This window comes from Burkholderia sp. AU16482, assembly GCF_002223285.1.
Taxonomy (GTDB): domain Bacteria; phylum Pseudomonadota; class Gammaproteobacteria; order Burkholderiales; family Burkholderiaceae; genus Burkholderia; species Burkholderia semiarida.
The window spans coordinates 424,737-450,701 of sequence record NZ_NKEY01000009.1 but is presented as its reverse complement, the minus strand read 5'-3'; the positions used below and the strand labels follow the sequence as shown (position 1 = coordinate 450,701).

General features: G+C 66.0%; 24 protein-coding genes and 1 pseudogene. 12 read left to right on the top strand and 13 right to left on the bottom strand.

Translation table 11 applies throughout. The annotated features are described in order from the left end of the window. Window positions 1-79: 79 nt before the first annotated feature. The 4 genes from CFB35_RS32570 to CFB35_RS32555 all read left to right on the top strand — a co-directional run bounded on the left by CFB35_RS32570 (window position 80) and on the right by CFB35_RS32555 (window position 5,166). Window positions 80-1,357 carry an FAD-binding oxidoreductase gene (locus CFB35_RS32570; protein WP_089466185.1) on the top strand — a complete coding sequence of 426 codons (1,278 nt, stop codon included), beginning with the start codon at window positions 80-82 and terminating at the stop codon, window positions 1,355-1,357. Further along, window positions 1,354-2,811: an aldehyde dehydrogenase family protein gene (locus tag CFB35_RS32565; RefSeq protein WP_059577947.1), complete on the top strand. Its 1,458-nt coding sequence runs from the start codon at window positions 1,354-1,356 to the stop codon at window positions 2,809-2,811. Before CFB35_RS32570 ends, CFB35_RS32565 begins: the two co-directional genes overlap by 4 nt. Before the next feature lie 69 nt (window positions 2,812-2,880). Continuing rightward, on the top strand, window positions 2,881-4,068 hold the full coding sequence (locus tag CFB35_RS32560) for a M20 aminoacylase family protein (protein WP_059577951.1): 1,188 nt from the start codon (window positions 2,881-2,883) through the stop codon (window positions 4,066-4,068). Window positions 4,069-4,263: 195 nt separating this feature from the next. Further along, entirely contained in the window at window positions 4,264-5,166 is a 903-nt protein-coding gene (locus CFB35_RS32555; protein ID WP_059577954.1) for a GNAT family N-acetyltransferase, read from the top strand. 242 nt (window positions 5,167-5,408) lie between these two features. Here the strand turns inward: CFB35_RS32555 and CFB35_RS32550 are convergent, their stop codons facing one another. Beyond that, window positions 5,409-6,272, bottom strand: coding sequence for an SDR family oxidoreductase (locus tag CFB35_RS32550; protein ID WP_059577955.1), 864 nt, complete (start codon window positions 6,270-6,272; stop codon window positions 5,409-5,411). Window positions 6,273-6,382: 110 nt separating this feature from the next. Between CFB35_RS32550 and CFB35_RS32545 the strand changes: the two genes are divergently transcribed. Then, entirely contained in the window at window positions 6,383-7,282 is a 900-nt protein-coding gene (locus CFB35_RS32545) for a LysR family transcriptional regulator (protein ID WP_089466184.1), read from the top strand. Window positions 7,283-7,365: 83 nt separating this feature from the next. Here the strand turns inward: CFB35_RS32545 and CFB35_RS32540 are convergent, their stop codons facing one another. Beyond that, window positions 7,366-8,886, bottom strand: a complete 1,521-nt coding sequence (locus CFB35_RS32540) for a diguanylate cyclase (RefSeq protein WP_089466183.1) — start codon at window positions 8,884-8,886, stop codon at window positions 7,366-7,368. 297 nt (window positions 8,887-9,183) lie between these two features. Here CFB35_RS32540 and CFB35_RS32535 point away from each other — a divergent pair, with 297 nt between their 5' ends. Then, complete coding sequence (locus CFB35_RS32535) at window positions 9,184-10,479, top strand: MFS transporter (protein WP_060310357.1); 1,296 nt, start codon at window positions 9,184-9,186, stop codon at window positions 10,477-10,479. A gap of 55 nt (window positions 10,480-10,534) precedes the next feature. Beyond that, the gene (locus tag CFB35_RS32530) at window positions 10,535-11,326 is read left to right on the top strand and encodes a substrate-binding domain-containing protein (protein ID WP_059577966.1); all 792 of its coding nucleotides are present in this window, start codon (window positions 10,535-10,537) and stop codon (window positions 11,324-11,326) included. 25 nt (window positions 11,327-11,351) lie between these two features. On the opposite strand, the gene dctA is transcribed toward CFB35_RS32530, so the two are convergent. Continuing rightward, on the bottom strand, window positions 11,352-12,680 hold the full coding sequence (dctA, locus tag CFB35_RS32525; RefSeq protein ID WP_059577968.1) for a C4-dicarboxylate transporter DctA: 1,329 nt from the start codon (window positions 12,678-12,680) through the stop codon (window positions 11,352-11,354). Window positions 12,681-12,714: 34 nt separating this feature from the next. Then, window positions 12,715-13,638 carry a LysR family transcriptional regulator gene (locus CFB35_RS32520; RefSeq protein ID WP_059578053.1) on the bottom strand — a complete coding sequence of 308 codons (924 nt, stop codon included), beginning with the start codon at window positions 13,636-13,638 and terminating at the stop codon, window positions 12,715-12,717. Between the two features lie 249 nt (window positions 13,639-13,887). Here CFB35_RS32520 and CFB35_RS32515 point away from each other — a divergent pair, with 249 nt between their 5' ends. The 5 genes from CFB35_RS32515 (at window position 13,888) to CFB35_RS32495 (ending at window position 18,967) form a co-directional block, all read left to right on the top strand. Continuing rightward, window positions 13,888-14,787 (top strand): LysR substrate-binding domain-containing protein, encoded by a 900-nt coding sequence (locus CFB35_RS32515; RefSeq protein WP_059577971.1) that lies wholly within the window; start codon window positions 13,888-13,890, stop codon window positions 14,785-14,787. Window positions 14,788-14,942: 155 nt separating this feature from the next. Further along, complete coding sequence (locus CFB35_RS32510) at window positions 14,943-15,692, top strand: SDR family NAD(P)-dependent oxidoreductase (protein WP_089466182.1); 750 nt, start codon at window positions 14,943-14,945, stop codon at window positions 15,690-15,692. 74 nt (window positions 15,693-15,766) lie between these two features. Further along, window positions 15,767-17,092, top strand: coding sequence for an MFS transporter (locus tag CFB35_RS32505; protein WP_059577976.1), 1,326 nt, complete (start codon window positions 15,767-15,769; stop codon window positions 17,090-17,092). A 34-nt stretch (window positions 17,093-17,126) separates the two neighbouring features. Beyond that, window positions 17,127-17,972, top strand: a complete 846-nt coding sequence (locus tag CFB35_RS32500) for a transketolase (RefSeq protein ID WP_059578056.1) — start codon at window positions 17,127-17,129, stop codon at window positions 17,970-17,972. After that, window positions 17,969-18,967, top strand: a complete 999-nt coding sequence (locus tag CFB35_RS32495; RefSeq protein ID WP_059577979.1) for a transketolase family protein — start codon at window positions 17,969-17,971, stop codon at window positions 18,965-18,967. The genes CFB35_RS32500 and CFB35_RS32495 overlap by 4 nt, the downstream gene beginning before the upstream one ends. Before the next feature lie 67 nt (window positions 18,968-19,034). Here the strand turns inward: CFB35_RS32495 and CFB35_RS32490 are convergent. The 9 genes and pseudogenes from CFB35_RS32490 to CFB35_RS32445 all read right to left on the bottom strand — a co-directional run. Then, window positions 19,035-19,271 (bottom strand): annotated as a pseudogene (locus CFB35_RS32490) (hypothetical protein); the annotation flags it as partial. Between the two features lie 155 nt (window positions 19,272-19,426). Beyond that, the gene (locus tag CFB35_RS32485) at window positions 19,427-19,852 is read right to left on the bottom strand and encodes an Hsp20/alpha crystallin family protein (protein WP_059578060.1); all 426 of its coding nucleotides are present in this window, start codon (window positions 19,850-19,852) and stop codon (window positions 19,427-19,429) included. 39 nt (window positions 19,853-19,891) lie between these two features. Beyond that, on the bottom strand, window positions 19,892-20,335 hold the full coding sequence (locus CFB35_RS32480) for an Hsp20/alpha crystallin family protein (protein WP_059577984.1): 444 nt from the start codon (window positions 20,333-20,335) through the stop codon (window positions 19,892-19,894). A 333-nt stretch (window positions 20,336-20,668) separates the two neighbouring features. After that, window positions 20,669-20,860, bottom strand: coding sequence for a hypothetical protein (locus CFB35_RS32475; protein WP_059577987.1), 192 nt, complete (start codon window positions 20,858-20,860; stop codon window positions 20,669-20,671). Between the two features lie 245 nt (window positions 20,861-21,105). Then, entirely contained in the window at window positions 21,106-21,324 is a 219-nt protein-coding gene (locus tag CFB35_RS34825) for a hypothetical protein (protein WP_226094208.1), read from the bottom strand. Window positions 21,325-21,374: 50 nt separating this feature from the next. Continuing rightward, window positions 21,375-21,689: a hypothetical protein gene (locus CFB35_RS32465; protein ID WP_060011064.1), complete on the bottom strand. Its 315-nt coding sequence runs from the start codon at window positions 21,687-21,689 to the stop codon at window positions 21,375-21,377. Window positions 21,690-21,821: 132 nt separating this feature from the next. Then, window positions 21,822-23,867, bottom strand: a complete 2,046-nt coding sequence (tkt, locus tag CFB35_RS32460; RefSeq protein ID WP_089466180.1) for a transketolase — start codon at window positions 23,865-23,867, stop codon at window positions 21,822-21,824. Between the two features lie 421 nt (window positions 23,868-24,288). Beyond that, on the bottom strand, window positions 24,289-24,795 hold the full coding sequence (locus CFB35_RS32450) for a DUF2726 domain-containing protein (protein ID WP_081066465.1): 507 nt from the start codon (window positions 24,793-24,795) through the stop codon (window positions 24,289-24,291). Between the two features lie 110 nt (window positions 24,796-24,905). Further along, window positions 24,906-25,751 carry a hypothetical protein gene (locus CFB35_RS32445; RefSeq protein ID WP_059608893.1) on the bottom strand — a complete coding sequence of 282 codons (846 nt, stop codon included), beginning with the start codon at window positions 25,749-25,751 and terminating at the stop codon, window positions 24,906-24,908. Window positions 25,752-25,965 lie beyond the last annotated feature (214 nt).

Here is a 25,965-nt window from a genome sequence, read left to right as displayed (position 1 = left end):
CGCGACCGGGTCGGGGCGGCGAACGTTCGCCGGCTCGTCAGCGCGCGTGTGATGCGATGCGACAGCTTGGGAGTTCCAGATGCGTTTCAGTTCCTACTGGCTCGATACGTCGGAGCCATTCGTGAGCCACACGCCGGCGTTGCCCGGCGGAAGTTGCGACGTGGTGGTGGTGGGCGGCGGCATCACCGGTTCGGCCGCCGCACTGGCGCTGGCCAAAAAAGGCGCGCGCGTGATCGTCTGCGAGGCGGGCACCGTCGGGCAGGCGGCATCGGGACGCAACGGCGGCATGTGCAACAACGGCTTCGCGCAGGATTACGCGTCGCTGTCGCAGCGCATCGGCACGGAGCTCGCCAACCGGCTCTATCTCGCGTTCGACGCGGGCGTCGACACGGTCGAGCGGCTGGTCAGGGAGGAGTCGATCGATTGCGATTTCGCGCGCCGCGGCAAGCTGAAGCTCGCGGCGAAGCCCGAGCACTACGACAAGCTCGTGCGCAGTCAGGCGCTGCTCGCGGCGAGCGTGGACCCCGACACGCGCATGGTCACGAAGGCCGAACTCCGCGACGAGATCGGTTCGAACCGTTATCACGGCGGGCTGCTTTTCGGCAAGAGTGCCGGGATGCATGTCGGCCGTTACGTGCGGGGGCTGGCGAGCGCCGCGCAAACCCGCGGCGCGCATATTCTCGAGCACGCGCCGGTGCTCGGCCTGAAGCGGCAAGCAGGCGGCGCCTACGCGGTGCACACGCCGCTCGGCGAGATCCGCGCGCGCCAAGTGCTGCTCGCGAGCGGCATTTCGCAGGTCGGGCCGTTCGGGTGGATTCGCCGCAGGATCGTGCCGGTCGGTGCGTTCATCATCGTCACCGAGCCGTTGCCGAAGGATCTGCTCGACCGGTTGCTGCCGACGCGCCGGATGGTGACCGACACGAAGAACTTCGTCAATTTCTTTCGTGTCACGCCCGACAACCGGATCCTGTTCGGCGGGCGCGCGCGGTTTGCCGCGTCGAACCCGCATTCCGACGCAAAGAGCGGGGCGATCCTGCGGCAGCAGATGGCCGCCGTGTTTCCCGAATTGGCCGACGTGCGCATCGACTACTGCTGGGGCGGAATGGTCGACATGACGGCCAACCGGCTGCCGCGCGCGGGCGAGCGCGACGGCGTTTACTACTCGATGGGCTATAGCGGCCACGGCACGCACATGGCCACGCTGATGGGCACGCTGATGGCGGAGATCATGGACGGACGCGCGGAACTGAACCCGTGGAAAGGTTTCGACTGGCCCGCGATTCCGGGCCACTTCGGCAAACCGTGGTTCTTGCCGTTCGTCGGCGCGTGGTATCGACTCAAGGACACTCTGCAATGAATTCCCCAGTTGTTCACCTGATGCAAGCCGGCAGGCTCGATCGCTTTTTCATCGACGGCGATTGGGTGCAGCCCGACGGCAGCGACCGGTTCGCGGTCGTCAGCCCGTCGACTGAAGACACGCTGTGCGAGATTCCGCTCGGCAGCGCGCGCGACGCCGACCGCGCGGTGCAGGCCGCGCGCCGCGCGTTCGAACGCTGGTCCGCGACGTCACCGCAGGAACGCGCGGCGCTGCTCGATCGTATCCATGCGTTGATGCTGGCGCGCGCCGAGCTGTTCGCCACGGCGCTCGCGCTGGAGATGGGCGCGCCGATCGGCTACGCACGCGGCGCGCATGTGCCGCTCGCGGCTGAACATATCCGCGTCGCACGCGACAACCTCGCGCGCTACCCGTTCGTCGAGCGGCGTGGGACGACCGCGGTCGCGCGCGAGCCGATCGGCGTGTGCGCGTTGATCACGCCGTGGAACTGGCCGATCTACCAGATCACCGCGAAGGTCGGGCCGGCGCTCGCCGCAGGCTGCACGGTGGTGCTGAAACCGAGCGAGCTGTCGCCGCTCAGCGCGCTGCTGTTCGCGGAAGTGATTGCCGACGCGGGCGTGCCCGCCGGCGTATTCAACCTCGTGAGCGGCAGCGGCGAAACGGTGGGCGCCGCGCTTTCGTCGCATCCGGAAGTCGACATGGTGTCGATCACCGGTTCGACGCGGGCCGGCGTGCTCGTCGCGCAGGCGGCCGCGCCGACCGTCAAGCGCGTCGCGCAGGAGCTGGGCGGCAAGTCGCCGAACCTCGTGTTGCCGGATGCCGATTTGCAGCGTGCGGTGCCGCCGGGCGTCGCCGCCGCGTTCCGGAACATGGGCCAGTCGTGCAGTGCGCCGACCCGCATGATCGTGCCGCGCGACGCGCTCGGCGAGGTCGAGGCGCTGGCCGTCGCGACCGCGCAAACGCTCGTCGTCGGCGATCCGTTCGACGAGGCGACGACGCACGGGCCGCTCGCCAATCGCGCGCAATTCCGACGGGTCGCGCAGATGATCGACGTGGGCATCGACGAACGCGCGAAGCTGATCGCCGGCGGCCCCGGCCGGCCCGCGGGTTTCGACAAGGGCTTCTATGCGCGGCCGACGATTTTCTCCGACGTGCGCACCGACATGGCGATCGCGCAGCAGGAGATCTTCGGCCCGGTCCTCGCGATCCTGCCTTACGACACCGTCGACGAAGCGATCGCCATCGCGAACGACACCGTGTACGGGCTCGGCGCGCACGTGCAGGGCACCGACATGGAGCGGGTGCGCGCGGTGGCCGGACGGATCCGTGCGGGGCAGGTGCACCTGAACTATCCGGCATGGGATCCTCAAGCGCCGTTCGGCGGATACAAGCAGTCGGGCAACGGCCGCGAGTACGGGATCGAAGGGATGGAGGAGTATATGGAAGTCAAGTCGATCGTCGGCTTTTACGATTGACGCAGCCGCTGCGCGCGATTCGCGCCGGCAGTACAGTGGGAAGCCCGTTAGATTCCGAAGGTGCCGAAATTGGACAACCCCGTCATCTCCGACACATCGCTGCAAACGCATCACGCGCACTGGGCGAAGCTGCGCCGCGACCTGCATGCGCATCCCGAGTTGCGATTCGAAGAACACCGGACGGCCGACGTCGTCGCCCGCGAGCTCGAGGCGCTCGGCTATGCCGTATCGCGCGGGCTGGGCGGCACGGGCGTGGTCGCGAGCCTGCCCGGTGCGGACCCGCGCCGCGGCATCGTGCTGCGTGCCGATCTGGACGCATTGCCGATCCACGAAGCCAACGACTTCGCGCATGCGTCGTGCACGCACGGGATCATGCACGCGTGCGGCCATGACGGCCATACCGTGATGTTGCTCGGCGCCGCACGCGTGCTGAAGACGTTGCCGCGGTTGCCCGGCACCGTCCATTTCGTGTTTCAGCCGGGCGAAGAGGGCGGCGCGGGCGCGCGCAGGATGATCGACGACGGCCTGTTCGAGCAATACCCGACGGAAGCGGTATTCGGCATGCACAACTGGCCCGGGTTGCCGGCCGGGCATTTCGGGTTGCGCACGGGCCCGATCATGGCCGCGGGCTCGCGCTTCAGGATCACGGTGACGGGCAAGGGCGCGCACGCGGCGCAGCCGCATCTGGGCATCGATCCGGTGCCGCTCGCATGCTCGATGGTGCTGCAGTGTCAGACCATCGCCGCGCGGCACAAGGATCCCGTCGACCCGGCGGTCATTTCCGTGTGCATGTTCCATGCGGGCACGACGGACAACGTGATTCCCGACACCGCCGAGCTGCGCGGCACGATCCGCACGCTGTCGTCGGCATTGCAGCAGAAGCTGCAGCACGATGTCCGGCTCGCGTGCGAAGGGCTCGCGGGCGCCTACGGCGCGCAGGTCGACGTGGAGTTTTTTCAGTACTACCCGGCGACGGTCAACACGCCGGCCGAGACGGCGCTGTGCGAAGCGGTGATTCGCGACACGTTCGGCGACGAACGCCTGTCCGCCAACGTGCCGCCGAACATGACGTCCGAAGACTTCGGCTTCATGCTGGAGGAGCGGCCGGGCGCTTACGTGCTGATCGGCAATGCGCAGGACGGCACGAGCGCACCGGCGCTGCATCATCCGAAATACGACTTCAACGATGACATCATTCCGGCCGGCGTCCGGTACTGGGTCGCGCTGGCGCAGCATTATTTCTCGCGATCGCCGTGATGCGTCGGGGCGGCGTTGACACCGGCTGACTTTGGGTTGATCGGGCGTCAACTCCGGGAGCGGCGTGCTTCCTGATCGTCGTGCACTCATGCCAGCCGGGGAGCGCCGTGCAATTTGTCGCCGCTTCGATGTCATCGCCGTGCATTTATATGATGTGCCGTGTCGCACAACGACACTATTTGAAAGGATTGCTGAATGAGCCACGAACATGAAGTGAAGGAGCACGGCGCGACGTCGGCGCTTCGCTACCGCAGATTCACAGCGGCGGACGTCCCCGCCGCCCATGCTCTTTCCATGGCGCTTCGCTGGCCGTTCCGGGCGGAAGACTGGCAGTTTTCCGCGGAAACGTCGGTCGCGTTCGCGGCCGAGGAAAACGGCGAGGTCATCGGCACGGCGATGTGCTGGAAGTACGGTGCGGATCGCGCGGCGATCGGGCATGTGATCGTCTCCGACGCGCATCAGGGCCGAGGCATCGGCCGCAAACTAATGGAAACGCTGCTCGACGAACTGGGGCCGCGCATCACGTTTCTGCACGCGACGCCGGCCGGTCGGCCGCTCTACGAGAAACTGGGGTTCACCGTGTGCGGGTCGCTGGGCCAATATCAGGGGAACGTCGATCGGCCTGCCGCCGTTGTCGTGCCCGACGGCGAGCGGCTGCGTGCCGGATCGCCGGCCGACTGGCCGCGCCTGGTCGACCTCGCCACGCGTGCGTCCGGCCTTGAGCGCGAGGCGCTGTTGTCCGCATTGCAGAAGCGGGGAGAAAGCGTCGTGCTCGAACGTGACGGCGAGGTCGTCGGGTTTTCGGTGCTGCGGCGCTTCGGTCGCGGTTACGTGATCGGTCCGGTGGTCGCGCCGCGTTCGAGCGACGATGCGCGTGCGAAGGCGCTGATCGGCTATTGGCTGACGAAACGAGACGGTGAATTCGTTCGTATCGATGTGCCTGACGGGAGCAGTTTGCCGGACTGGTTGAGCGAACAGGGACTGAAACACGTGGATACCTGTTCGAAGATGGTTCGCAACGCGCCGGCCGCGGCGCACGAGGGCGCGGCCGACCCGATTTACGGACTGTACGGGCTCGTCAGTCAGGCGATGTTGTAGGCTATCGGCCGGATAGGCGATCGTGGCGGCAGGCGGGAACAACCGATTGTATCGACGCCGCCGCTTCGCTGCCCGACATCCGAATGCCGGGCCATCCGGTACGTGTTCCGCGCTGCCGCGGCGCGATCGCCGTCGCCGGCGGCGGCACGGCGATTGCGGCGAACCGGTCGCGCGCGATGCCGGTTCAACCGCCTGGCGACCGCCTGCACTCCCGCACGGAGCATGAAGGCGCGGCATCGCGTTCAACGCAGCAGCGCGGCCGCGAAGGCGCGATACGTCCGCAGCGGGCGGCCGAGGATCGCGGTCAACCGCTCGACGTCGCCGGCATCCGGCACCATGCCGTCGCTGACGTAGCGTTCGGCCATCAGCCGCATTTCGTACGCCATCCATTTCGGCATGAACTGCGCCAGATTGCGTTCGAACGGTGTCGGATCGTCGCCGCCATAGGCAACGGCGCGGCCCAGCGTGTCCGACCAGATCGATGCCAGTTGTTCGCCCGTCAGCGTGTCGGGCCCGACGAGGTTGATGGTCTCGAGCGGCAGCTTGCCCGGCGCGTCGTTGCGACGGATCAGCTCGATCGCCGCGACTTCCGCGATGTCGCGCACGTCGACCATCGCGACGCCCTTGCCGCCGATCGGCATCGGGTAGACGCCGTGGCCGGCGATCACGTCCTTGACCATCGATTCGTTGTCCATGAAATACGCAGGCCGCAGGATCGTCGCGCTGAAGCCCATTCGCTCGATCATCCGCTCCGCGCCGGACTTCACCGCGAAGTGCGGCACGTTCACGAAGCGGTCGGCGTGGAGCACCGACAGATAGACGACGCGCTCGATACCGGCTTCGCGGGCGAGGTTCAGCGCGATCAGCGCCTGCGTGAATTCGTCGCCCGCCACGCCGTTGAGCAGGAACAGCGTGCGGACGCCGGAGAACGCCGTACGAAGCGCGTCGACGTCGAGCATGTCGCCCTGCGCGACGGTCACGGCCGCCGGAAAATCGGCCTTGGCCGGATCGCGCACCAGCACGCGCACGTCGGCGCCGCGATCGACGAGTTGATGGACGACCTGGCGGCCCACGCGGCCGGTGGCACCGGTAACGAGAATGGTCATGATGTTCGCTCCTGAGATAACGATAGGGTTGACTGCCCACGTAAGTTAGGTGATCCACATGCGATCCGGAAGATGTGGTAAATAGACACATCGTCTCACTGGTGGAACACATGGACCTGCTCGCACTCGCCGATTTCAATCTCGTCGCCCGCCATGGCAGTTTCGGGGAGGCCGCGCGGGTGGCCGATCGCCCGAAGGCGACGCTGTCGCGCCGCGTCGCGGAACTGGAGAACAGTCTGTCGCTGCGTCTGTTCGAGCGCGGCTCGCGCGGCGTGAAGCTCACGCAGGAAGGGCGCGCGCTCTACGAGCGGACAGGCGCGCTGCTCGCGGAACTCGCCGACAGCGCGTCGGCCATTGCAGCGGGAAGCGAACGGCCGCGTGGCCGGCTGCGCATCAGCGCGCCGATGGTCTTTTCCCAGTTCGCGATGGGGCGGCTCGTGGCGACGTTCGCGCTGAAATACCCTGACGTCCGGCTGGAGGTGACGACCGAAGACCGGCCCGTCGACATGATCGAGGAGGGCTACGACCTCGTGATCCGCGTGAACCCGGCCGATGACGAAAGCCTGATCGGGCGCGTGTTCCTGCGCGATCGGCTGGTCGTCGTCGCGCGGCCCGAGCTGGCGCGGCCGAGCGGCGACGCGCCCGCACCGGCCGTGGTTCGCGGCACAAGCGACGGCCGTGCGGCATGGGAGGTCGCGGGCCCGGACGGTACGGCGCGCATACCGGTCGAACCCGTGGCGCGGCTGTCGTCGCTGAGCATGGTGCGCGATACGGTCCGCCTCGGCCTGGGCGCCGCGTGCCTGCCGGTGTCGCTCGTGAGCCGCGACCTGGCGGCCGGTACGCTCGTCAGTTGGGGCGACGTGCTGGGGCCGGATATCGCGCTGTGGGCGTTGTATCCGTCCAGGCGATTGTTGAGCGCGCGCGTTTCCGCGTTTCTCGATCACCTGAAGGAGGCGTTTCCTTCAGGCAAGCCGGAAGAACTGGCTGCGTATATCGAACCCGGGCAGTGAAACGGCCGCGGTCGCGGCAGCGCACGCGCGTCGCGATGTCGTGAGCCGGATGCCGTCGCCCCTTCCGATTCGAACCGGCGCTTTCACGCCGGTTGCGCGACCGGCTCCCCCTGCGCACGGCACACACGATTCCTGCCTTCGCGCTTCGCGCGATAGAGCGCCATGTCCGCTTGATGCGACAGCGCGTGCACGGAAGCGTGCCGCGCGCGCCGCCCGGTCGCACAGCCGATGCTGACGGTAAAGGGCGGCACCGCATCCGCAAACCCGTCGAGCCGGTTGCGTTCCACCTCGCGGCGAATCGCCTCCGCGACCTGCGCGGCGCCGGTTTCGTCCGTATCGGGCAACACCGCGACGAATTCCTCGCCGCCGTAGCGCGCGGCGAGGTCGCCGCGCCGCCGCGTATGCGCGCGGATGCATTCGGCGAGAAAGCGCAGCGCGGTGTCACCCACTGCGTGCCCATGCCGGTCGTTGTACTGCTTGAAGTGATCGGCGTCGATGAACAGCAGCGAGAGGCTGCCGTCGCTGCCCCGTTGCAGGCGTTCCCATTCGTCGGCCAGCGCGGTATCGAGCGCGCGGCGATTGTGCAGGCCCGTGAGCGGATCGGTCCGCGTGAGATCGGTCAGCAGCGTCTGCTTGCGCAGGTTGTCGCGCAGCGCGAACGCCAGCAGCCAGACCACGGCGCAGAACAGCGTGCTGATCACGATGGCCGACACGCCGACCGTCCACGATAGACGACGGATGCCGGCCAGCACGTCGTGTTCGGCCGGCGCGACGACCGCGATCAGCGGCGTGCCCGGTATCCGCTGGTATGTATACAGGCGCACGACGCCGTCGATGCTCGAACGGGCGGGATAGAAGCCCGATTCGCTGTTCACCATCCGCTTGAACGATTTCGAGCGACGCAGGAGATTCATCTGGCCGTCGTTCAACGACGGATTTCTCGCGAGGATCGTGCCGTCCGCGCGCACGATCGCGCTGACGCCGTTCGGGCCGACGTCGAGCCGGGACAGGAGCTGCTCGAAGTAAGCCAGATCGATGGCGACGACCGCGATCCCGTCGAACGCATGATCGGGCCGCTCGATGCGCCGCGACAGCGCGATGGATTCCTTGCCGTCGCGCGAGCGTGCGCGATAGGGCTGGGACACGTAGAGCCCGACGTTGTCCGCATCGCGATGAACCTTGAAGTAGTCGCGATCGCCGAAGTCCCACTGCCGGGTCGCGCCGCAGCACCCGTCGATCAGCCGGCCGCGCCTGTCGGTCACGCCCATGCCGGTCACGTATTGCGCCGCGGTGCGCTCGAACAGCAGGTCGTGCCGCAACCCCGCGTCCATGCGCTGCACGGCCGGTTGGCCGAGATTGGCAGCCAGCGCGATCAGCGCGTTGTTCGACGTTTCGACCGTCCGCGCGATCTGGCTCGCGAGCACGGCCGCGACGTTGCGCGACGTCTCGTGCGCGTGCACGACGACTTCGCTGCGCGCGGCCCGCAGCGTCACCGCGCTGATCCCGAGCGCCGCGAGCGACATCAGCGTGCCCAACGCGCCGACGACGCGCGGGTGGCGTCCGGCCCAGTCGGCGATTTTCTCGATCGAAGTGAAGGCGGGCATGCTCGCGTGCGGTTTCCGATGCCGGCTGCAATTGCGCCGGGCAAATCCGGGTTAACGGCACGGGTAACGGAAAATCGAGGCCGACATGGCCGCCGGTGGACGGCCGCGGCATCGCGAGACGCGGCGGCGCGTGCGGCCACTCCCGGAGCGGTGGAGATTCCGGTCGATTGATAACCATATCGCATCAATCATTCCGAAAATCGCACTTATCGTTTCATCAATACCGCGCCAACATGCCGGAAAACGACAATCGACCCGCCCCTCCCGCGTATTCCAGGATTTTCAGGAGACACCCCGATGCATCCCTCGTCCAGCCTTCCGGCCGAACGTTCGAAGGCCGCCGCGATCTTTCGCGTCACGGCCGGCAATTTTCTCGAGCAGTTCGACTTCTTCCTGTTCGGCTTCTACGCCACGCAGATCGCCAACGTCTTCTTCCCCGCGCAAAGCGAATTCGCGTCGTTGATGATGACCTTCGCCGTGTTCGGCGCAGGCTTCCTGATGCGGCCGCTGGGCGCCATCGTGCTGGGCGCGTACATCGACGAGGTCGGCCGCCGCAAGGGCCTGATCGTCACGCTGTCCATCATGGCGAGCGGCACCATCCTGATCGCGTTCGTGCCGGGCTACGCGACGATCGGCCTGCTCGCGCCCGTGCTCGTACTGATCGGCCGGCTGCTGCAGGGCTTCTCCGCGGGCGCCGAACTCGGCGGCGTATCGGTCTATCTCGCCGAGCTGGCGACGCCGGGCCGCAAGGGCTTCTTCACAAGCTGGCAATCGGCGAGCCAGCAGGTGGCGATCGTCGTTGCCGCGGGCCTCGGCTTCGCGCTCAATCAGTGGCTGAGCGCGGCGCAGATCGCCACCTGGGGATGGCGCGCGCCGTTCTTCGTCGGCTGCATGATCGTGCCGTTCATCTTCATGCTGCGCCGCAACCTGGAGGAAACCCGGGAATTCAAGGCGCGCAAGCATCGCCCGGGCATGAAGGAAGTGTTCGGCACGCTCGTCCAGAACTGGGGCGTCGTGATCGCCGGCATGATGCTGGTCGCGATGACCACCACGAGCTTCTACCTGATCACCGTCTATGCACCGACCTTCGGCAAGACGGTGCTGCATCTGAGCACCGCCGACAGCCTGCTCGTGACGCTCTGCGTCGGCGTGTCGAACTTCGTGTGGCTGCCGATCGGCGGGGCGCTGTCCGACCGGATCGGCCGCCGGCCGCTGCTGGTCGGCATGACGATGCTCGCCGTCGTGACCGCCTACCCGGCGCTGTCGTTCCTCGCTCACGCGCCGTCGTTCGCGAACATGCTGCTCGTCCTGCTCTGGCTGTCGTTCATGTACGGCATCTATAACGGTGCGATGGTCGTCGCGCTCACTGAAGTGATGCCGGTGCAGGTGCGCGTCGCGGGCTTCTCGCTCGCGTACAGCCTCGCGACGGCCGTGTTCGGCGGCTTCACGCCGGCCATTTCGACCGGGCTCATTCACATGACGGGCGACAAGGCCGCACCGGGCTACTGGATGAGCTTCGCCGCGGTGTGCGCGCTGCTCGCGACGTTCGCGCTCTATCGTCGCCGCGCGGCAACGTTGACGCCCGCGCATTGATGTCCCGCTCCTCTGGAACGTTCACTCATACCCACGAATCCGCACGACCACGACCATGAGAAATCCGCTTCTGAAATTCTGCGCGACCGCGCTCGTCGCCACCGCGGCGGTGGCGGCCAACGTCCACAACGTACAGGCCGCCGAACTGCACGTGATGAGCTCGGGCGGCTTCACCGCCGCCTACAAGGTGCTCGGCCCCCGGTTCGCGTCCACGTCGGGCAACACGCTCGCGACTGCGCTCGGCCCGTCGATGGGCAAGTCGCCCGAAGCGATTCCGAACCGGCTCGCGCGCGGCGAGCCCGCCGACGCCGTGATCATGGTCGGCTACGCGCTGGACGATCTGATCAAGCAAGGCAAGGTCATCCCCGAATCCCGCGTCGAGCTGGCCGATTCGCGCATCGGCATGGTCGTGCGCGACGGCGCGGCGAAACCCGACATCAGCACCGCCGAAGGCCTCAAGCAGGTGCTGCTGCATGCGAAGTCGATCGCCTATTCGGACAGCGCGAGCGGCGTGTACGTCGAGCGCGAGCTGTTCAGGAAGCTCGGCATCGAGGAGCAGGTGAAGTCGAAGGCGAAGATGATTCCGCGGATTCCGGTGGCGTCGGTCGTCGCGAACGGCGACTACGAAATCGGCTTCCAGCAGGTCAGCGAGTTGCTGCCCGTCAAGGGCGCGACCTTCGTCGGCAAGATTCCCGAATCGCTGCAGTCCGTCACGCGCTTCGCCGCAGGCATCCCGGTCGGCGCGCAGCACCCGCGGGAAGCGAAGGCGCTGCTCGACTATCTTGCGTCGCCCGACGTGCAGGCCGACGTGAAAGCGACCGGCCTGGATTCCGTTTCCGCACATTGAGCCCAGTCGACGGCAAGGCTTGGCGTCAGACCGCCTTCCCGTCACCGCCGCCGTTCGCGGCGGCAGCGTCTTCATCGGCCGCGTCCGCCGATGCCGGCGCGGCCACGGCGAGCCGCCGCACCAGCCGCGTACGATCACACGCGCCTTCCCACGACGACACGAAAATCACCGCGCACGCATTGCTGATCACGCTGGTCAGCGCGCGCGCCTCCGACATGAAGCGATCGATGCCGACCAGCAGCGCGACGCCGGCGACGGGCAGGTCGGGCATCACGGCAAGCGTCGCGACCAGCGCCACGAGCCCGCTGCCGGACACGCCGGCCGCTCCCTTGGACGTGAGCAGCATGATCGCGAGCATCGTCGCGATCTGCGGCGCGGAAAGCGGGATGTCGCACGCCTGCGCGATGAACAATGCCGCGAGCGTCAGATAGATCGCGGTACCGTCCAGATTGAACGAATAGCCGGCCGGCAGCACGAGCCCCACCACGCCCTTGTCGCAGCCGAGCGCTTCCAGCTTGACGATCAGGCGCGGCAGGACCGGCTCCGTGGACGAGGTCGCGAGGACGATCAGCAACTCCTCGCGCAGGTAGCGCAGGAGCCGCCACAGCGCGAAGCCGTGCAGCCGCGCGAGCGGCGCGAGCACCAGCGCGACGAACAGCACGCAAGCCACGTAGAAGCACACCATCAGCTTCGCGAGCGAGCCGACCGAGCCGATGCCGAAGCGGCCCACCGTGAACGCCATCGCGCCGAATGCGCCGAGCGGCGCGAGCCGCATGATCATCGCCAGCACGCGAAAGACGACCTGGGCGATGCCGTCGATCAGCGCAAGAACGGGCCGGCCGGCGCGCGGGTGCGCATTCAGCGAGAAACCGAACAACAGCGACAGCAGCAGCACCGGCAACACTTCGCCGGTCGCGAATGCGCCGAGCATCGTGTCCGGAATCACGCCGAGCGCGAACGCCACGAGGCTGCGTGGCTCCGCATGCCTCGCATACGGCGCCAGGATGCTCGCATCCAGATGATGAACGTCGATGTGCATGCCGGCGCCCGGTTGCAGCACGTACGCGGCGGCGAGCCCGAACGCGAGCGCGGCGGCCGTCAACAGATAGAAGAGGGCGAGCGCCCGCACGATCGTGCGGCCGATGGCCCGCCCGTCCGACAACGACGTGATGCCCGACACGATCGTGCAAAAGACGATCGGGGCGATGGTCATCTTCACGAGCGCGACGAACGCGTCGCTGAGCGGCTTGAACATCGCGCCTGCGGCCGGCCACGCGTGACCGATGCCGATGCCGAGCATCATCGCGAGCAGGACCTGCACGTAGAGCGATTTGAACAGCCGGGCCCACCTCACGATGCCGTCTTCCTTCGTTTGCGTGCCGTCGTCGTCATGCCGATGTGCCGTTGCCGGCGGCGCCGCCGCGCTTCGCGTCGACGATCATCCGGTGAAACGCCTCGGCGGCCGGCGTCAGCGAGCGCCCGCGCCGTTTGACGATGCCCACGCGCCGTTTCACCGCCGGCTCGACGAGCGGCACGCTCGTGAGGACAGGGTGGTCATGCCCCGGCATCGCCATCGACGGCACCGCGGCGACGCCGAGCCCCGCCTCGATCAGGCCGAGCAGGGTCGTGACGTGGCGCGCCTCGCACACGCTCGGCTTACGCGGCGCGACGGCCGCCAGCGCCTGGTCGAGCAGCAGGCGGTTACCGGAAGTCTTGTCCACCGACACGTAATCGTGCTCGTAGAGTTCGCTCCAGGTCACGCGCTTCCGGCGCGCGAGCGGGTGGTCGCGACGACAGGCGGCGACGAACCGTTCCTGGAGCAACACCTTGAACTCGATCTCGGCCTCCTGGCTGCCGAGAAAGCTCACGCCGAAATCCGCCTCGCCGCTGATGACGGCGCCCAGCACGTCGTTCGCGCCAGCGTCGAGCAGTTTCACCCGGATGCGCGGAAAGCGCTGATGATAGCGGGCGATGATGGGCGGCAGGAAGTAGTAGGCGACCGACGGCACGCAGGCGATCGTCACATGGCCCAGGCGGCTCGACGACACGTCGCGGATGCCGAGCAGCGCGGCGTCGAGATCGTCGAGCAGTTGTTCCGCGCTCTGCGCGAACACGCGGCCGACGGTGGTGAGCGCGACGCGGCGCGTGGTGCGCTCGAAGAGCCGCACGCCGAGCGCGTCTTCGAGCTTGTCGATCCGGCGGCTCAACGCAGGCTGGGAAAGGTTGACCGCATCGGCGGCCTTGCGGAAACTGCCCGTTTCCACCACCGCGCGAAACGCCTGCAAGTCCGTCAAATCGAAGTTGATGCTCACGGGTGAATCTCCGCCACTCAGGATGCGCAGCATTTTGCATGATTCCGCCGGCATCATGCGTGCGGCGTCGCCCGTGCGGCGGCGATCGCGCGGCGCGGGGTGCCGCCGGGCCGGCCACGATGCCGAGGGCCGCGCCGCGAATCGATCGTTCCGCGCCGCTTCCTGATGTACCGTATCGCTTTTGGCCGGGCAATGCTTCGGCGCGGCGCCGGCCACTCGGGCGAGCCGCTCTCTTCAACGGATTCCAGCATGCGCATTCCACCGCTCAAGGCCATCATCGCGTTCGAAAGCGTCGCCCGGACCAAAAGCGTCAACCGCGCGGCGGAAGAGCTCGGCCTGACCGCGTCCGCCGTGAGCCATCAGCTCAGCAACCTCGAATCGCAGATCGGTCAGCCGCTGTTTCAGCGCGCCGGGCGCGGCCTCGTCCTCACGCCGACCGGCGAGCGCTATCTGGCCGACGTCACCGGCTCGCTGGCCGACCTGAGCCGCGCGACCGAGCGCGCGTCGAGCCGCACGGAAGTCGATATCCTGCGCGTGCATTCGAGCCCGAGCTTCGGGCTGATGTGGCTGCTGCCGCGACTGTCGTCGTTCCAGGAGGCGAACGGCGATATCCAGCTGAACCTCGCGTGCTCATACGAAAACGTGTCGTTCTCGAACGGCTTCTACGACATCGACGTCCGGCACGGCTACGGCAACTGGGACAATCTCGAGGTCCGGACCGTGCGCGGCGAGTTCATCGCGCCGCTCGCGTCGCCGCGCTATCTCGAACGGCATCCGGTGAACGCGCCGGAAGACCTGCTCGCGCATCGTCTGATCTATTCCGAAACGCCGCTGGTCCAGTGGAAACAGTGGTTCGGGCGGACCGGCGTCCCGCTTGCGGCCCAGAAGACCTTCGATTTTTCGTTTGACCGTTCATACATGTCGCTCGAAACCGCCGCGCTCGGCCTCGGCATCGCGCTCGAAAGCCTGATGCTCGCGTCGGTGAAGATCCGCGAAGGGCTGCTGGTGCCGGTCTTCGGCGCGGCCCACGCGGTCGAAGTCGGCGCGCATCATCTCGTGTACCCGCGGCAGAACGCGGAACTGCCGCGCGTGAAGCGCTTCCTTGCCTGGATCGAGCGGGAGGTCGCCGCTCACGAGCGGGCGGATTGAACGACACGTCCGGCGGCGTGCCCCGATATTGCGGTGCAGCACCGGCAGCCGGCCGATATCTGAAATTTTCTCAACTATGGCTGAACGTTTCCGCGTTGATGCGGGTGCCCGGTGAGCCGACACTCCGGACAACACATCAACACAGGAGACAAGCGATGTTGCTCGACAACCAGGCCATCATCGTGACCGGCGCCGCGTCGCCCCGCGGTATCGGCAAGGCCACGGCCCGCGCGCTGGCCGCGCAGGGGGCACGTGTGGCGATCCTCGACCTTCGCCGCGAAGACGCGGAAGCGGCCGCCGCCGAACTCGGCCGCGACCATCTCGGCCTCGCATGCGACGTCACCGACCGCGACGCATGCGTGGCGGCCGCCCACGCGGCGCTGGAGCACTTCGGCCGCATCGACGGCCTCGTGAACAACGCCGGCATCACGCAGCCCGTGCGCACGCTGGATATCTCGGCGCGCGACTTCGATGCGATCGTCGACGTGAACCTGCGCGGCACGCTGTACATGTCGCAAGCGGTGCTGCCCGCGATGAAGGCGCAGCGCGGCGGCAGCATCGTCTGCATGTCGTCGGTCTCCGCGCAACGCGGCGGCGGCATTTTCGGCGGGCCGCACTACAGCGCCGCCAAGGCCGGCGTGCTCGGCCTCGCGAAGGCGATGGCGCGCGAATTCGGCGCCGACCGTATCCGCGTCAATTCGATCGCGCCCGGCCTGATCCAGACCGACATCACCGGCGACAAGCTGACGCCCGACATGCGCGAGGACATCATCAAGGGCATTCCGCTCGGCCGGCTCGGCGATGCCGCCGATGTCGCCAATACGTGCCTGTTCCTGCTGAGCGACCTGTCGAGCTACCTGACGGGCGTCACGCTCGACGTCAATGGCGGGATGCTGATTCACTGAGAACGGCGCCGCCCGACAAGCGGCGCCGACCATCATGCACCCGGGACAAACCGGGGCCATGGCAGGAGACAGACATGAGAGCAAAGTACCCCGCATCGCCGGTTCAGGGCGAGACGCTGCAACGGGACGACGCGCAGACCTTCGAGACCGCCACATACGCGAAGGTGGCGCGCAGGCTGATCCCGTTCCTGATGTTGTGCTACCTCGGCGCGTATCTCGACCGCGTCAACGTCGGGTTCGCGAAACTGCAGATGCTCAACGACCTGCGTTTCAGCGAGGCCGTCTACGGCATGGGCGCGGGCATCTTCTTCCTCGGCTATTTCATGTTCGAGGTGCCGAGCAACCTGATCCTGCATCGCGTCGGCGCGCGCCGCTGGCTCGCGCGCATCATGCTGACGTGGGCGGTGATCTCGGCGAGCTTCGTGTTCGTCAAGTCGCCCACCGCGTTCTACGCGCTGCGGTTTCTGCTCGGCGTCGCCGAAGCGGGCTTTGCGCCGGGCGTGATCCTGTACCTCACGTACTGGTTCCCGTCCGCGCGGCGCGCGAAGGCGCTGTCGCTGTTCTTCATGGCGATTCCGCTCGCCGGGATCGTCGGCGGGCCGCTGTCGGGCGCGATCATGCATGCGCTGCACGGCGCGATGTCGCTGGCCGGCTGGAAGTGGCTGTTCCTGCTCGAGGCGCTGCCGTCGTTCGTGCTGGGCTTCGCGATCCTGCTGTATCTCGACGACGGCATCGCCGGCGCGACATGGCTGACCGACGCCGAAAAGGCCTTGCTCGCACGCAACGTATCGGCCGACGCCGAGCACACCACTGCCCATGCATCGATCCGTACGTTCGTCGCGGACCGTCGCCTCTGGCTGATGGCGGCGATCTACTTCTGTGTCGTGCTCGGGCAATACGGCCTCACGTTCTGGCTGCCGACGATCATCCGCAAGGCGGGCGTGGCCGATCCGCTGTGGGTCGGCCTGTTGACCGCGATTCCGTATGCCTGCGCAATCGTCGCGCTGCCGCTGATCGGCATCAGCGCGGATCGCCGCCGCGAGCGCCGTTTCCATCTCGCGGTGCCGATGCTGGTCGCGGCGGCGGGCTTCGCGACGTTGCCGATGCTCGGTAGCGTCGGCGCGTCGATCGTATGCCTGAGTATCGCGTCCGCCGGCATCCTCGCGTCGTCGTCGCAGTTCTGGTCGCTGCCCACCGCATTGCTGGGCGGGATGTCGGCGGCAGCCGGCATCGCCGCGGTCAACTGCTTTGCCAACCTCGCGGGTTTCTTCTCGCCGGCGATCGTCGGCTGGCTGAACGACCTGACCGGCAAGTCGACCGCGGGACTCGTGTTCATCGCCATCGCGATCACGGCCGGCGCGCTGCTGGTGTTCCTCGTGCCCCGATCCGTCAACCGCTGATTCGATTCGTATTCCTTCCCACATGGAGATATCGATGGAGACCGAAACCATTCATGAACCGGTCACGCTCGCCGAGCGCGCGTACCGCATCCGAAGAAATGCCGTGCTGATGGGCGAAGTGCAGGGGCAGGGCTATGTCGGCCAGGCGCTCGACATCGCCGACGTGCTGGCCGTCGCGTATTTCGGCGCGATGCGCTATCGCGCCGACGATCCCGAATGGGAAGGGCGCGACCGCTTCCTGCTGTCGAACGGGCACTACGCGATCGCGCTGTACGCGGCGCTGTTCGAAGCCGGCATCCTGCCGGCCGCTGAACTCGAAACCTATGGCAGCGACGACAGTCGCCTGCCGATGTCCGGCATGGCGAGCTACACGCCCGGCATGGAAATGTCCGGCGGCTCGCTCGGGCAGGGGCTGACGATCGCGGTCGGCCGTTGTCTCGGCCTGAAGCGCAACGGCTCGGATGCGTTCGTCTATACGCTGTTCTCGGACGGCGAGCTCGACGAAGGCGCGATCTGGGAAGGGTTGATGTCGGCCGCGCACTGGAAGCTCGACAACCTGATCGCGATCGTCGACGTGAACAACCAGCAGGCCGACGGCCCGTCGACCCAGGTCATGGCGTTCGAGCCGCTGGTCGACAAGCTCGAGGCGTTCGGCTGGTACGTGCAACGCGTGGACGGCAACGACATCGATGCGGTCAAGCGCGCGTTCGACCACGCGCGCCGGCATCACGCGCCGCAGCCGCGCATCATCGTCTGCGACACGAGGATGGGGTGCGGCGTGCCGTTCCTCGAAGCACGCGAGAAAAGCCATTTCATCCGGGTCGATGCGCACGAGTGGCAACTCGCGCTCGATGCACTCGAAGCAGGGAGACACGCATGAGCACCGTCGACAACAAGCCGCGCCTGAAGACCTCGGCGATGATCGCCTCCATCGCGGCGGAAGGGCAGGCGACCCGCGCCGCGCCGTTCGGCCATGCGCTGACCGAACTCGCACGCACGAACGGCAACGTGATCGGCATGACGGCCGATCTCGGCAAGTACACCGACCTGCACGTCTTCGCGAAGGCATTTCCCGAGCGTTACTACCAGATGGGCATGGCGGAGCAATTGCTGATGGGCGCCGCGGCGGGATTTGCGCACGAAGGCGCGCAGCCGTTCGTCACGACCTATGCGGTGTTTGCAACGCGCCGCGCGTACGACTTCATTCATCAGGCGATTGCCGAGGACAATCTCGATGTGAAGCTCGTCTGCGCGCTGCCGGGGCTCACGACCGGCTACGGGCCGAGCCACCAGGCCGCCGAGGATCTCGCGCTGATGCGCGCGATGCCGAACATGACCGTGATCGATCCGTGCGACGCGCTGGACATCGAGCAGATGGTGCCGGCCATCGCCGCGCACAACGGGCCGGTGTATGCCCGTCTGCTGCGCGGCAACGTGCCGGCCGTGCTCGACGAATACGATTACCGTTTCGAACTCGGCAAGGCCAAGCTGCTGCGCGACGGCAACGACGTCCTGATGATCTCGTCCGGCATCATGACGATGCGTGCGCTCGAGGTCGCGAAGGCGCTCGAAGCCGACCGCGTCGACGTCGCCGTGCTGCACGTACCGACAATCAAGCCGCTCGACACGGCGACCATCGTCCGCGAGGCCGGGCGCAAAGGGCGCATGGTCATCGTCGCGGAGAACCATACGGCGATCGGCGGGCTTGGCGAAGCGGTGGCGACCACGCTGCTCGGGGCCGGCGTTACCGTGCCGTTTCGGCAGATCGCCCTGCCGGATGCGTATCTCGCGGCGGGCGCGTTGCCGACGTTGCACGAGCGGTACGGGATCTCGGTCGGCGCGATGCGAGCGACTATCAGGTCGTGGCTCGGATGATCGGCCGACCGTCCTGGCGTCGCGTGCGCCGTTCGCGATCCGAATCGCTGCTTGACCCGGCTTGATTACGTCTGACATACCGGTCCGACACGACGGACCGTCGCTGGATCCACGCGACCGCGAGTTCGAGCGCCTGGTCGCATGCTTCGCGGGTATCGGCGAAGTCGCCGTCGACGCCGAGCGTCCGGGTTTCCCCGTCGCGATCCGTGAGGATCGCCGCCGCCGAGTAGCGGCCCGTCTCCGTGTCGGTCACCACGGCCCGGACCTCATATCCGCCATGTTCGAGCGTCCTGTTGGTATGCATCGGGTGCCTCCTGCAGGAAAATTCGACAGGTGTGACGACGCGCTGGCGCCGCCGCGAAAGCGGGGCGCCAGCACTTCATGCCGCAAGCGCAAGCGCGGGATGCCGGCAAGCGTCGCGGGTCGCGCCGGTCGATGAAACGCGGCCGGCGCGTCCGCTTATGCCGCCGTCACCTGGATGCGCCGCGGCTTCGCTTCTTCGCGCCGCGGGATGCTCAGTTTCAGCACGCCGTCGCGCAGTTGCGCGTCGATGCGCGACACGTCGAAGTCCGGGCTGAGCGTAAAGGCGCGCGAGAAGTGCGGATGCTGCACTTCGCCGTGCTGCAGGCGCAGCCCCGGTGGCGTCGGAATGACGGCCTCCGCTTCGATCGCAAGGCTGCCGTCATGCACGCGGACGTCGAGCTTTTCGCGCGGCACGCCCGGCAAGTCCGCGTACAACGTGATGCCGTGCGTATCCTCGACGATGTCGACGGCTGGCGCAATCCGCGTGCGCGGCGTGTCGCGCCGAGCCGGTTCGCGGCTCGTCACGGCCGTTCCGGTATCGGCCGAACGGGTCGTCAATTCAGTCGTGTTGGTGTCACTCATGATGTCCTCCGTCATGCGTTCGTGACGTTGCGCCGTGTTTTACTGGACCGTAATCGCCCGCGGCTTCGATGCTTCCGACTTGCCGACGGTGATCGTCAGGCAGCCGTTCGTATAGCGGGCCTCGATCTTGTCGGGGTCCGCATGCGGCGGGAGTTCGACCACGCGGCGGAACGCGCCCATGAACCGCTCGTTCGCGTAGACGCGCCGCTCGTCGTCGGCCGTGGCGCCGTCCGGGGGCGTGCGCTCGCCGCTGATCGTCAGCAGCCGGCGATCGACCGAGATGTCGATCTTCGCGGGGTCGAGACCCGGCGCGAACGCGACGATCTCGACCGTATCGTCGGTGCTGCCGATATTGACCGGTGGAAACGCACCGGGCCGCGGGGCGCGCAGGCTGGCCGGAAAACCCGTGAACATGCCGGCCATCTGCCGTTGCAGGCGGTCGAATTCCGCCAGCAGATCGGAGGGGAAGAAGATATCGCTCATGACTCGCTCCTGTTGTACCCCTGCGGGGGATGAACCGGACCACGCGCTCCAGTTCGTCCATCCGCGATGAGGGTCGCTGACTAACAAATCGAAACACGCAGCGCGTAAACCGCGACTGCCTTGAGCGATACCTAAAATAGGATACGCCGACCGAATTTCAAGAGGGGAGTGCACGCGATCCGCACGTAGTCGGTCACGCGGCGCGTGGCCGGCTTGCTGCCGCGCATCGGCGGCTGGTGGAGAGAGCGGGCACGGAGAGGAAGAAGGCGGAATTTGCAACGCATGCGAATAGACGCGGCGGCGTGACTACGCCGTCGCGCCGGTTTCGTGCGCTCAACGCGCCGGGCCCGACGGCGGCTTCACTTCGGAGAGATCGTCCTCGCGAACCTCGGCCTGACGCACCGTGGTACCGTCTTCGCCGGTTTCTGAAATATCGGTTTCGAAGGTCGACTGCCCGTCATCGGGCTTCTGGGCAGGTTTCGCGTCGCCGTCCTGTTTGTCCGGCTGTTGCTGTTGACGTGTCATTTTGCGCTCCTTGTCGCAACGGGGAATGTTGCGCACCTTGCAATGAGCAAGGCGCGGGCCGCGCGCATGCGGATCCCGACTCGAGCGGTACGGCCCCATTCGTTGTCGCCGAAAAGTGACGCCGCTGAGCCAGGGACTGCTGCCGGCGATTACGTCCATCGTGGAGGTCGGGTCGCGCCTGCTCCTTTCCGGCCACGCGGCGCGAGCCGCGCGGCGATCACCGCGGCCCGCCGCCACCGCGCGGGCTATTGCGCCCCCGTCGTCCGCATCCGCTTCGTATTCGGCAACGGCGCGTGCTGCATCGGCCCCTTGACGAGTTCGCTCATCGCGTCGCGGATCCAGCGGTTGGCCGGCTCGTGATGAAAGCGCGGATGCCAGTGCAGATAAAGCTCGTACGTGGGGGCGGCAGTCAGATCGCGATGCTGGCGGGCCTGCGCGCGTGCCGATCCGGACAGTCTCGTCACGACGATCCGTGAACGAATCGCCGTGTACGACATCACGCCGGAGCCACGCTTTACGCGTCTTTCAGCCAGGGCATTTCCACGGGCGACACGACCAGCTGCCGGAATTCGCGTTTCAGATCGAAGATAAATCCGACCAGGATCATCGAGTCGGCGTAAGGAATCGGAAAGACCTGCGGATTTTCCGGCGTACGCAGCGGGCGCTCCGGCGTGTCCGCCGTCGCCGCGGCGTTTTCGCGAACGCTTTCCAGGTCGTCTGCCATGGCCGGGCCACCGGCTTTCAGCACGCGGCTACGCAGGTCGCTGAAGGGTTCGATGCGCGCGGCGTCTTCGTGGTACTCGGGCACTTCATAAACGAACCAGGACATTGTCGTCTCCCATGAGAAGGGGCGCTATTCTAACGCTACGCGAGGATCCACCGAAAATGGAGGCCGCCCACTTCTCCACGCATGTCTACGCGCACTGCGAAGTCATCGCATCTCAGGCGGATCGCGGCAATGTCACGCTTCGGATAAAGCCTGATGCGCCGCGCGAACAACCGCGTCGACCGTAATGTCGAACTTGTCGTACACATCCTTGATTTTCCCGGACTCGCCAAAGCTGTGCATTCCGACGAACCGGCCTTGCGGACCGATGTACCGCTCCCATCCCAGTTCGACGGCCGCCTCGACCGCGACTCTCGCAGGGGACGTGCCGAGCACGGCCCGTTGATAATCGCGTGGCTGTTCCTCGAAGAGCAGGCGGCACGGCATCGATACAACGGCTGTCGGTACTCCTTCCTGTTGCAGGATGTCGCGTGCCTGGACGGCGAGGTCGACCTCCGAGCCTGTCGCGAGCAGCGTGAGTCGGCGCGGCCCGCCATCGGCCTCCCGCAAGATATAGGCGCCCCGCGCCGACTTGTTTTCGTTTCCAGGCTCGTTGCGCAGGAGCGGCACCGGCTGGCGCGACAATGCGAGCAGTGCGGCCCGGCGGGGCTGTTCGAGAATCAGTTCCCAACACTCTGCCGTTTCGACCGGATCGGCTGGCCGGTAGACGGCGAGTTGGGGAATGGCCCGAAGGGCGGCAAGGTGTTCGACGGGTTGATGAGTCGGGCCATCTTCTCCGAGACCGATGGAATCGTGCGTCATCACGAAGATGGATCGCACCCGCATCATCGCGCTCAACCGGATCGCCGGACGGCAGTAGTCCGAAAAACACAGGAAGGTGCCACCGTACGGAATGAGGCCTCCATGAAGCGCGATGCCGTTCATGGCCGCGGCCATGCCGTGTTCGCGCACGCCGTAGTGGAGGTATGAACCTTTGAACCGGCCGGGCTCGATCGCGATCTGGTTCTTCGTCCTCGTATTGTTGGACTGCGTCAGATCCGCGGAGCCGCCCAGCAATTCCGGAATCGCGTCGACGAGATGATCGAGCACCGCACCGCTGGCCTTGCGGGTGGCCATTGCACTGCCACTGGCAATAAATGCCTGCCGTGCCGCCGCGATCGCCGCCTGCCAGTTATCCGGGAGCTTTCCGGCATTGCGCCGGTCGAATTCGGTGCGTAGCGCCTGCGGCGCCCGGCGGACACGCTCGTCCCACGCGAGTCTCGTCTTGCGGCCGCGCGCGCCGATCTCCCGCCATGCTTTCAGCAAGTCATCCGGGATTTCAAACGGCGGCGAATGCCAATCGAGGGCTTGGCGTGCGCCCGCGATTTCATCCTCGCCCGGCGCATCGCTATGGGCTTTCTCGGTTCCAGCCTTCGTCGGAAAGCCGAACCCGATGATCGTCTTGCATGCGATCAGGGTCGGCCGGTCAGGCGTTGCGCGGGCGGTCGCGATAGCGTTCCGGATCGCATCCGTGTCGTGACCGTCGATTTCCAGGACGTGCCATCCCGCCGAGTGAAAGCGCTCGATCTCGTTGTCCGAGACCGCGAGCCGGGTGGCGCCGTCGATGGAAATCGAATTGTTGTCCCAAAACGCGATCAGTCTGCCCAACCGTAGGTGGCCGGCCAACGAAATGGCCTCGTGGCTGATGCCTTCCATCAGGCAACCGTCACCGAGAAATACGTATGTGTAGTGATCGACGAGATCGTCGCCGAAGTGCGCATTCATCACGCGCTCGGCCAGCGCCATGCCGACGGATTCCGCGATGCCTTGTCCGAGGGGACCGGTAGTCAGTTCGATTCCGTCGGCGTGCGAGTACTCCGGGTGACCCGGCGTCTTGCTGCCGACTTGCCGGAACCGCTTCAGCTCGTCAATGGTCATGTCGGCATAGCCGGTGAGATAGAGAAGGCTGTAGAGCAGCATCGACGCGTGTCCGTTGGAAAGGATCAACCGGTCGCGATCGATCCAGTGGGGCGCCGATGCATCGAATTGCATGAACTCCTTGAACAGGACCGTCGCGACGTCAGCCAGCCCCATTGGCGCACCAGGATGGCCGCTGTTGGCTTTCTGTACTGCGTCCATGGTGAGGAAGCGGATACAGTTCGCCAGCGCGCGAAGATGGGGGTCTCGTGGGGACGGTATTGCTTTTGCAGCCGTCCCGGAGTTTGCGGTGGGATCGCTCATCGGTTCTCCTGTTTTGGTCGGGAAAGACGAGGCTGCGGTGCAATATGCATACCTTCTCGACGGTGATGGGGGCTCTGGCTGGTTTGGGATCAGACCCTTTTAAATTGATAAACAGCATTATGTCAAGTATTCTGGCTATGCTTGGGCGCGCGATCCGTGCAGCCAAGGCAGCCTTTCGCGCGGCATTTCCTCGACCTGCAACAAGCTAGCAGGTCCAACACCTCACGCCTCGAAACGCCTGCCTCAAGCAGGCGTTTTTTTTGAACCGCGATTTGACGATACACGCGCCGACGACGTGCATCATGCAGCCCTCGACGCGTGTTGCGAATATGCCAGTACAGATTCCGTATCTCGCCGACCACCGCCGCCAACTGAGATCCCGACAACGGCTCACGTTCCCACAATTCCAATTGAACCATAGCTAGGCGACACGCCTCGCGCTACCCGTCGCCAACGCACCCAGCGACTCGAAATCACGTCGCAAAACGGCCGCGTCCGTGCCAACACTCCGATATCGCACCACACGCAAACCAGCAGCGGCCGCAATATCGTCTTTAACAGAGTCACGACGACGTGCGCTCCCCGACGCATGCGACTTGTCATCCAACTCGATTACGTACAGTACGTCCCCGTCCGCGCGACATACCACGAAATCGAAAATCTTTCGGTCGAACGAATTCCGCGCCGAGCGGTTCGCCCCCTCAACATCAATAAGCGCAGCCATAGCCACCTGCGAATGAATCACCGCATCAGGAAGCGCCGCCCGTAACGCGCCGAAAAATTGAAACTCCCGAGCCGTCATGAGCCGACGACGAATGTAACGCACAGAACCGTCGCGTCTAGGACCGCTGGCACCTTTCTTAGCGCCACCAGCCATAAAAAGAAGCGCAACCAGACCGACCACTAAAATCGGAAGCAATCCGTGCATACCCACCCCGACAAAAAACACGAATGTCCGCCATTTAAGCAAACGCTACCAACAATCTGTTGCAATCTGTTACGTTGACTTCGAATGCATTACCGACGCATTCAAAATCATTACGTCCCGTTGCCCGTCGCCATCCAGAAAACACCTATCCCCTGATTCCAGTAAAACTGCGCCCCATCGCACGAGGAGCCCGCCGATAGCACAGCACGATGCGCCTCGACAATGGCATCCTTCGCGCCAAACTCCGGCCCCAGGTGCGCATACGGCTCGACCTCGGGCACCACAATGCCCCGGCTCGTCCAATACCGTTTCTTGTTGAACGTCGATGCGTCCGCGTCCTTACCAATGTATTTCGCGATATACGTCGCAATCCGATGGCGCATCGCACGCCCCTTGCCGCCCATCCGACGCACCAGCGCACGCCATTTCTTGTTGCCGGTGCTGTCATTGACCGCGCCATCAGTGCCCGCCTTGCTGATGACCGACAGCCAGATCGAGCGCAGCAGTTTCCAGTTTTGCCGGCCGCTCACGGCCACATGGATATGCCACGCGCCACGCTGCTGTCGCTCGAGCACCGCGACGTAATGGAAATCCTGGATGCGGTTCAATCGGCGCCGAAACTCATCCCACCACTTCGCCCAAACCTCGACGCGCGTCTCGTTCTCACGCGTGGAGAGCGTCAGCATGCGGTCGGCGCCGATCGCCTTGCACCTCAACCGCACCATGCGCTTTGACCGCTCAATCGACGTTTGCAACGACTTCGACGCCCGCACCGTGACCTGCTCGTCAGTCTCACCGTCGGCTTTCTCGCGCTTGCCCCGCGCTGCCCTCGGGCGTAACCGGATCTCTTGGAAGTGCCGTCGGATGCGTGCAGCAAACGACACGACCTCTTGCTGACCGTCCGCAAAGCGCCGCGTGCGAACAATGTACTCATCGTTGAACGGCGAAAACTGCATCAAGCCATCGCCGTACTCACGCCCACCATCGACTACAATATCGTTGCTCACGTTGGATAGCCCTTTATCCGATGTTTGCCACCGCCCGGGATCGTTGCCGCGATCGCCGGGTTTTTCTTTTACTGCCGCCTGTCTCCGCCTTGCTGCCAGCGCCCTGCCGTAGGCCGTTTCCGTTAAGTGTTAGAGGTACAAGTTTAGGCGCGCTGCGCGCGCC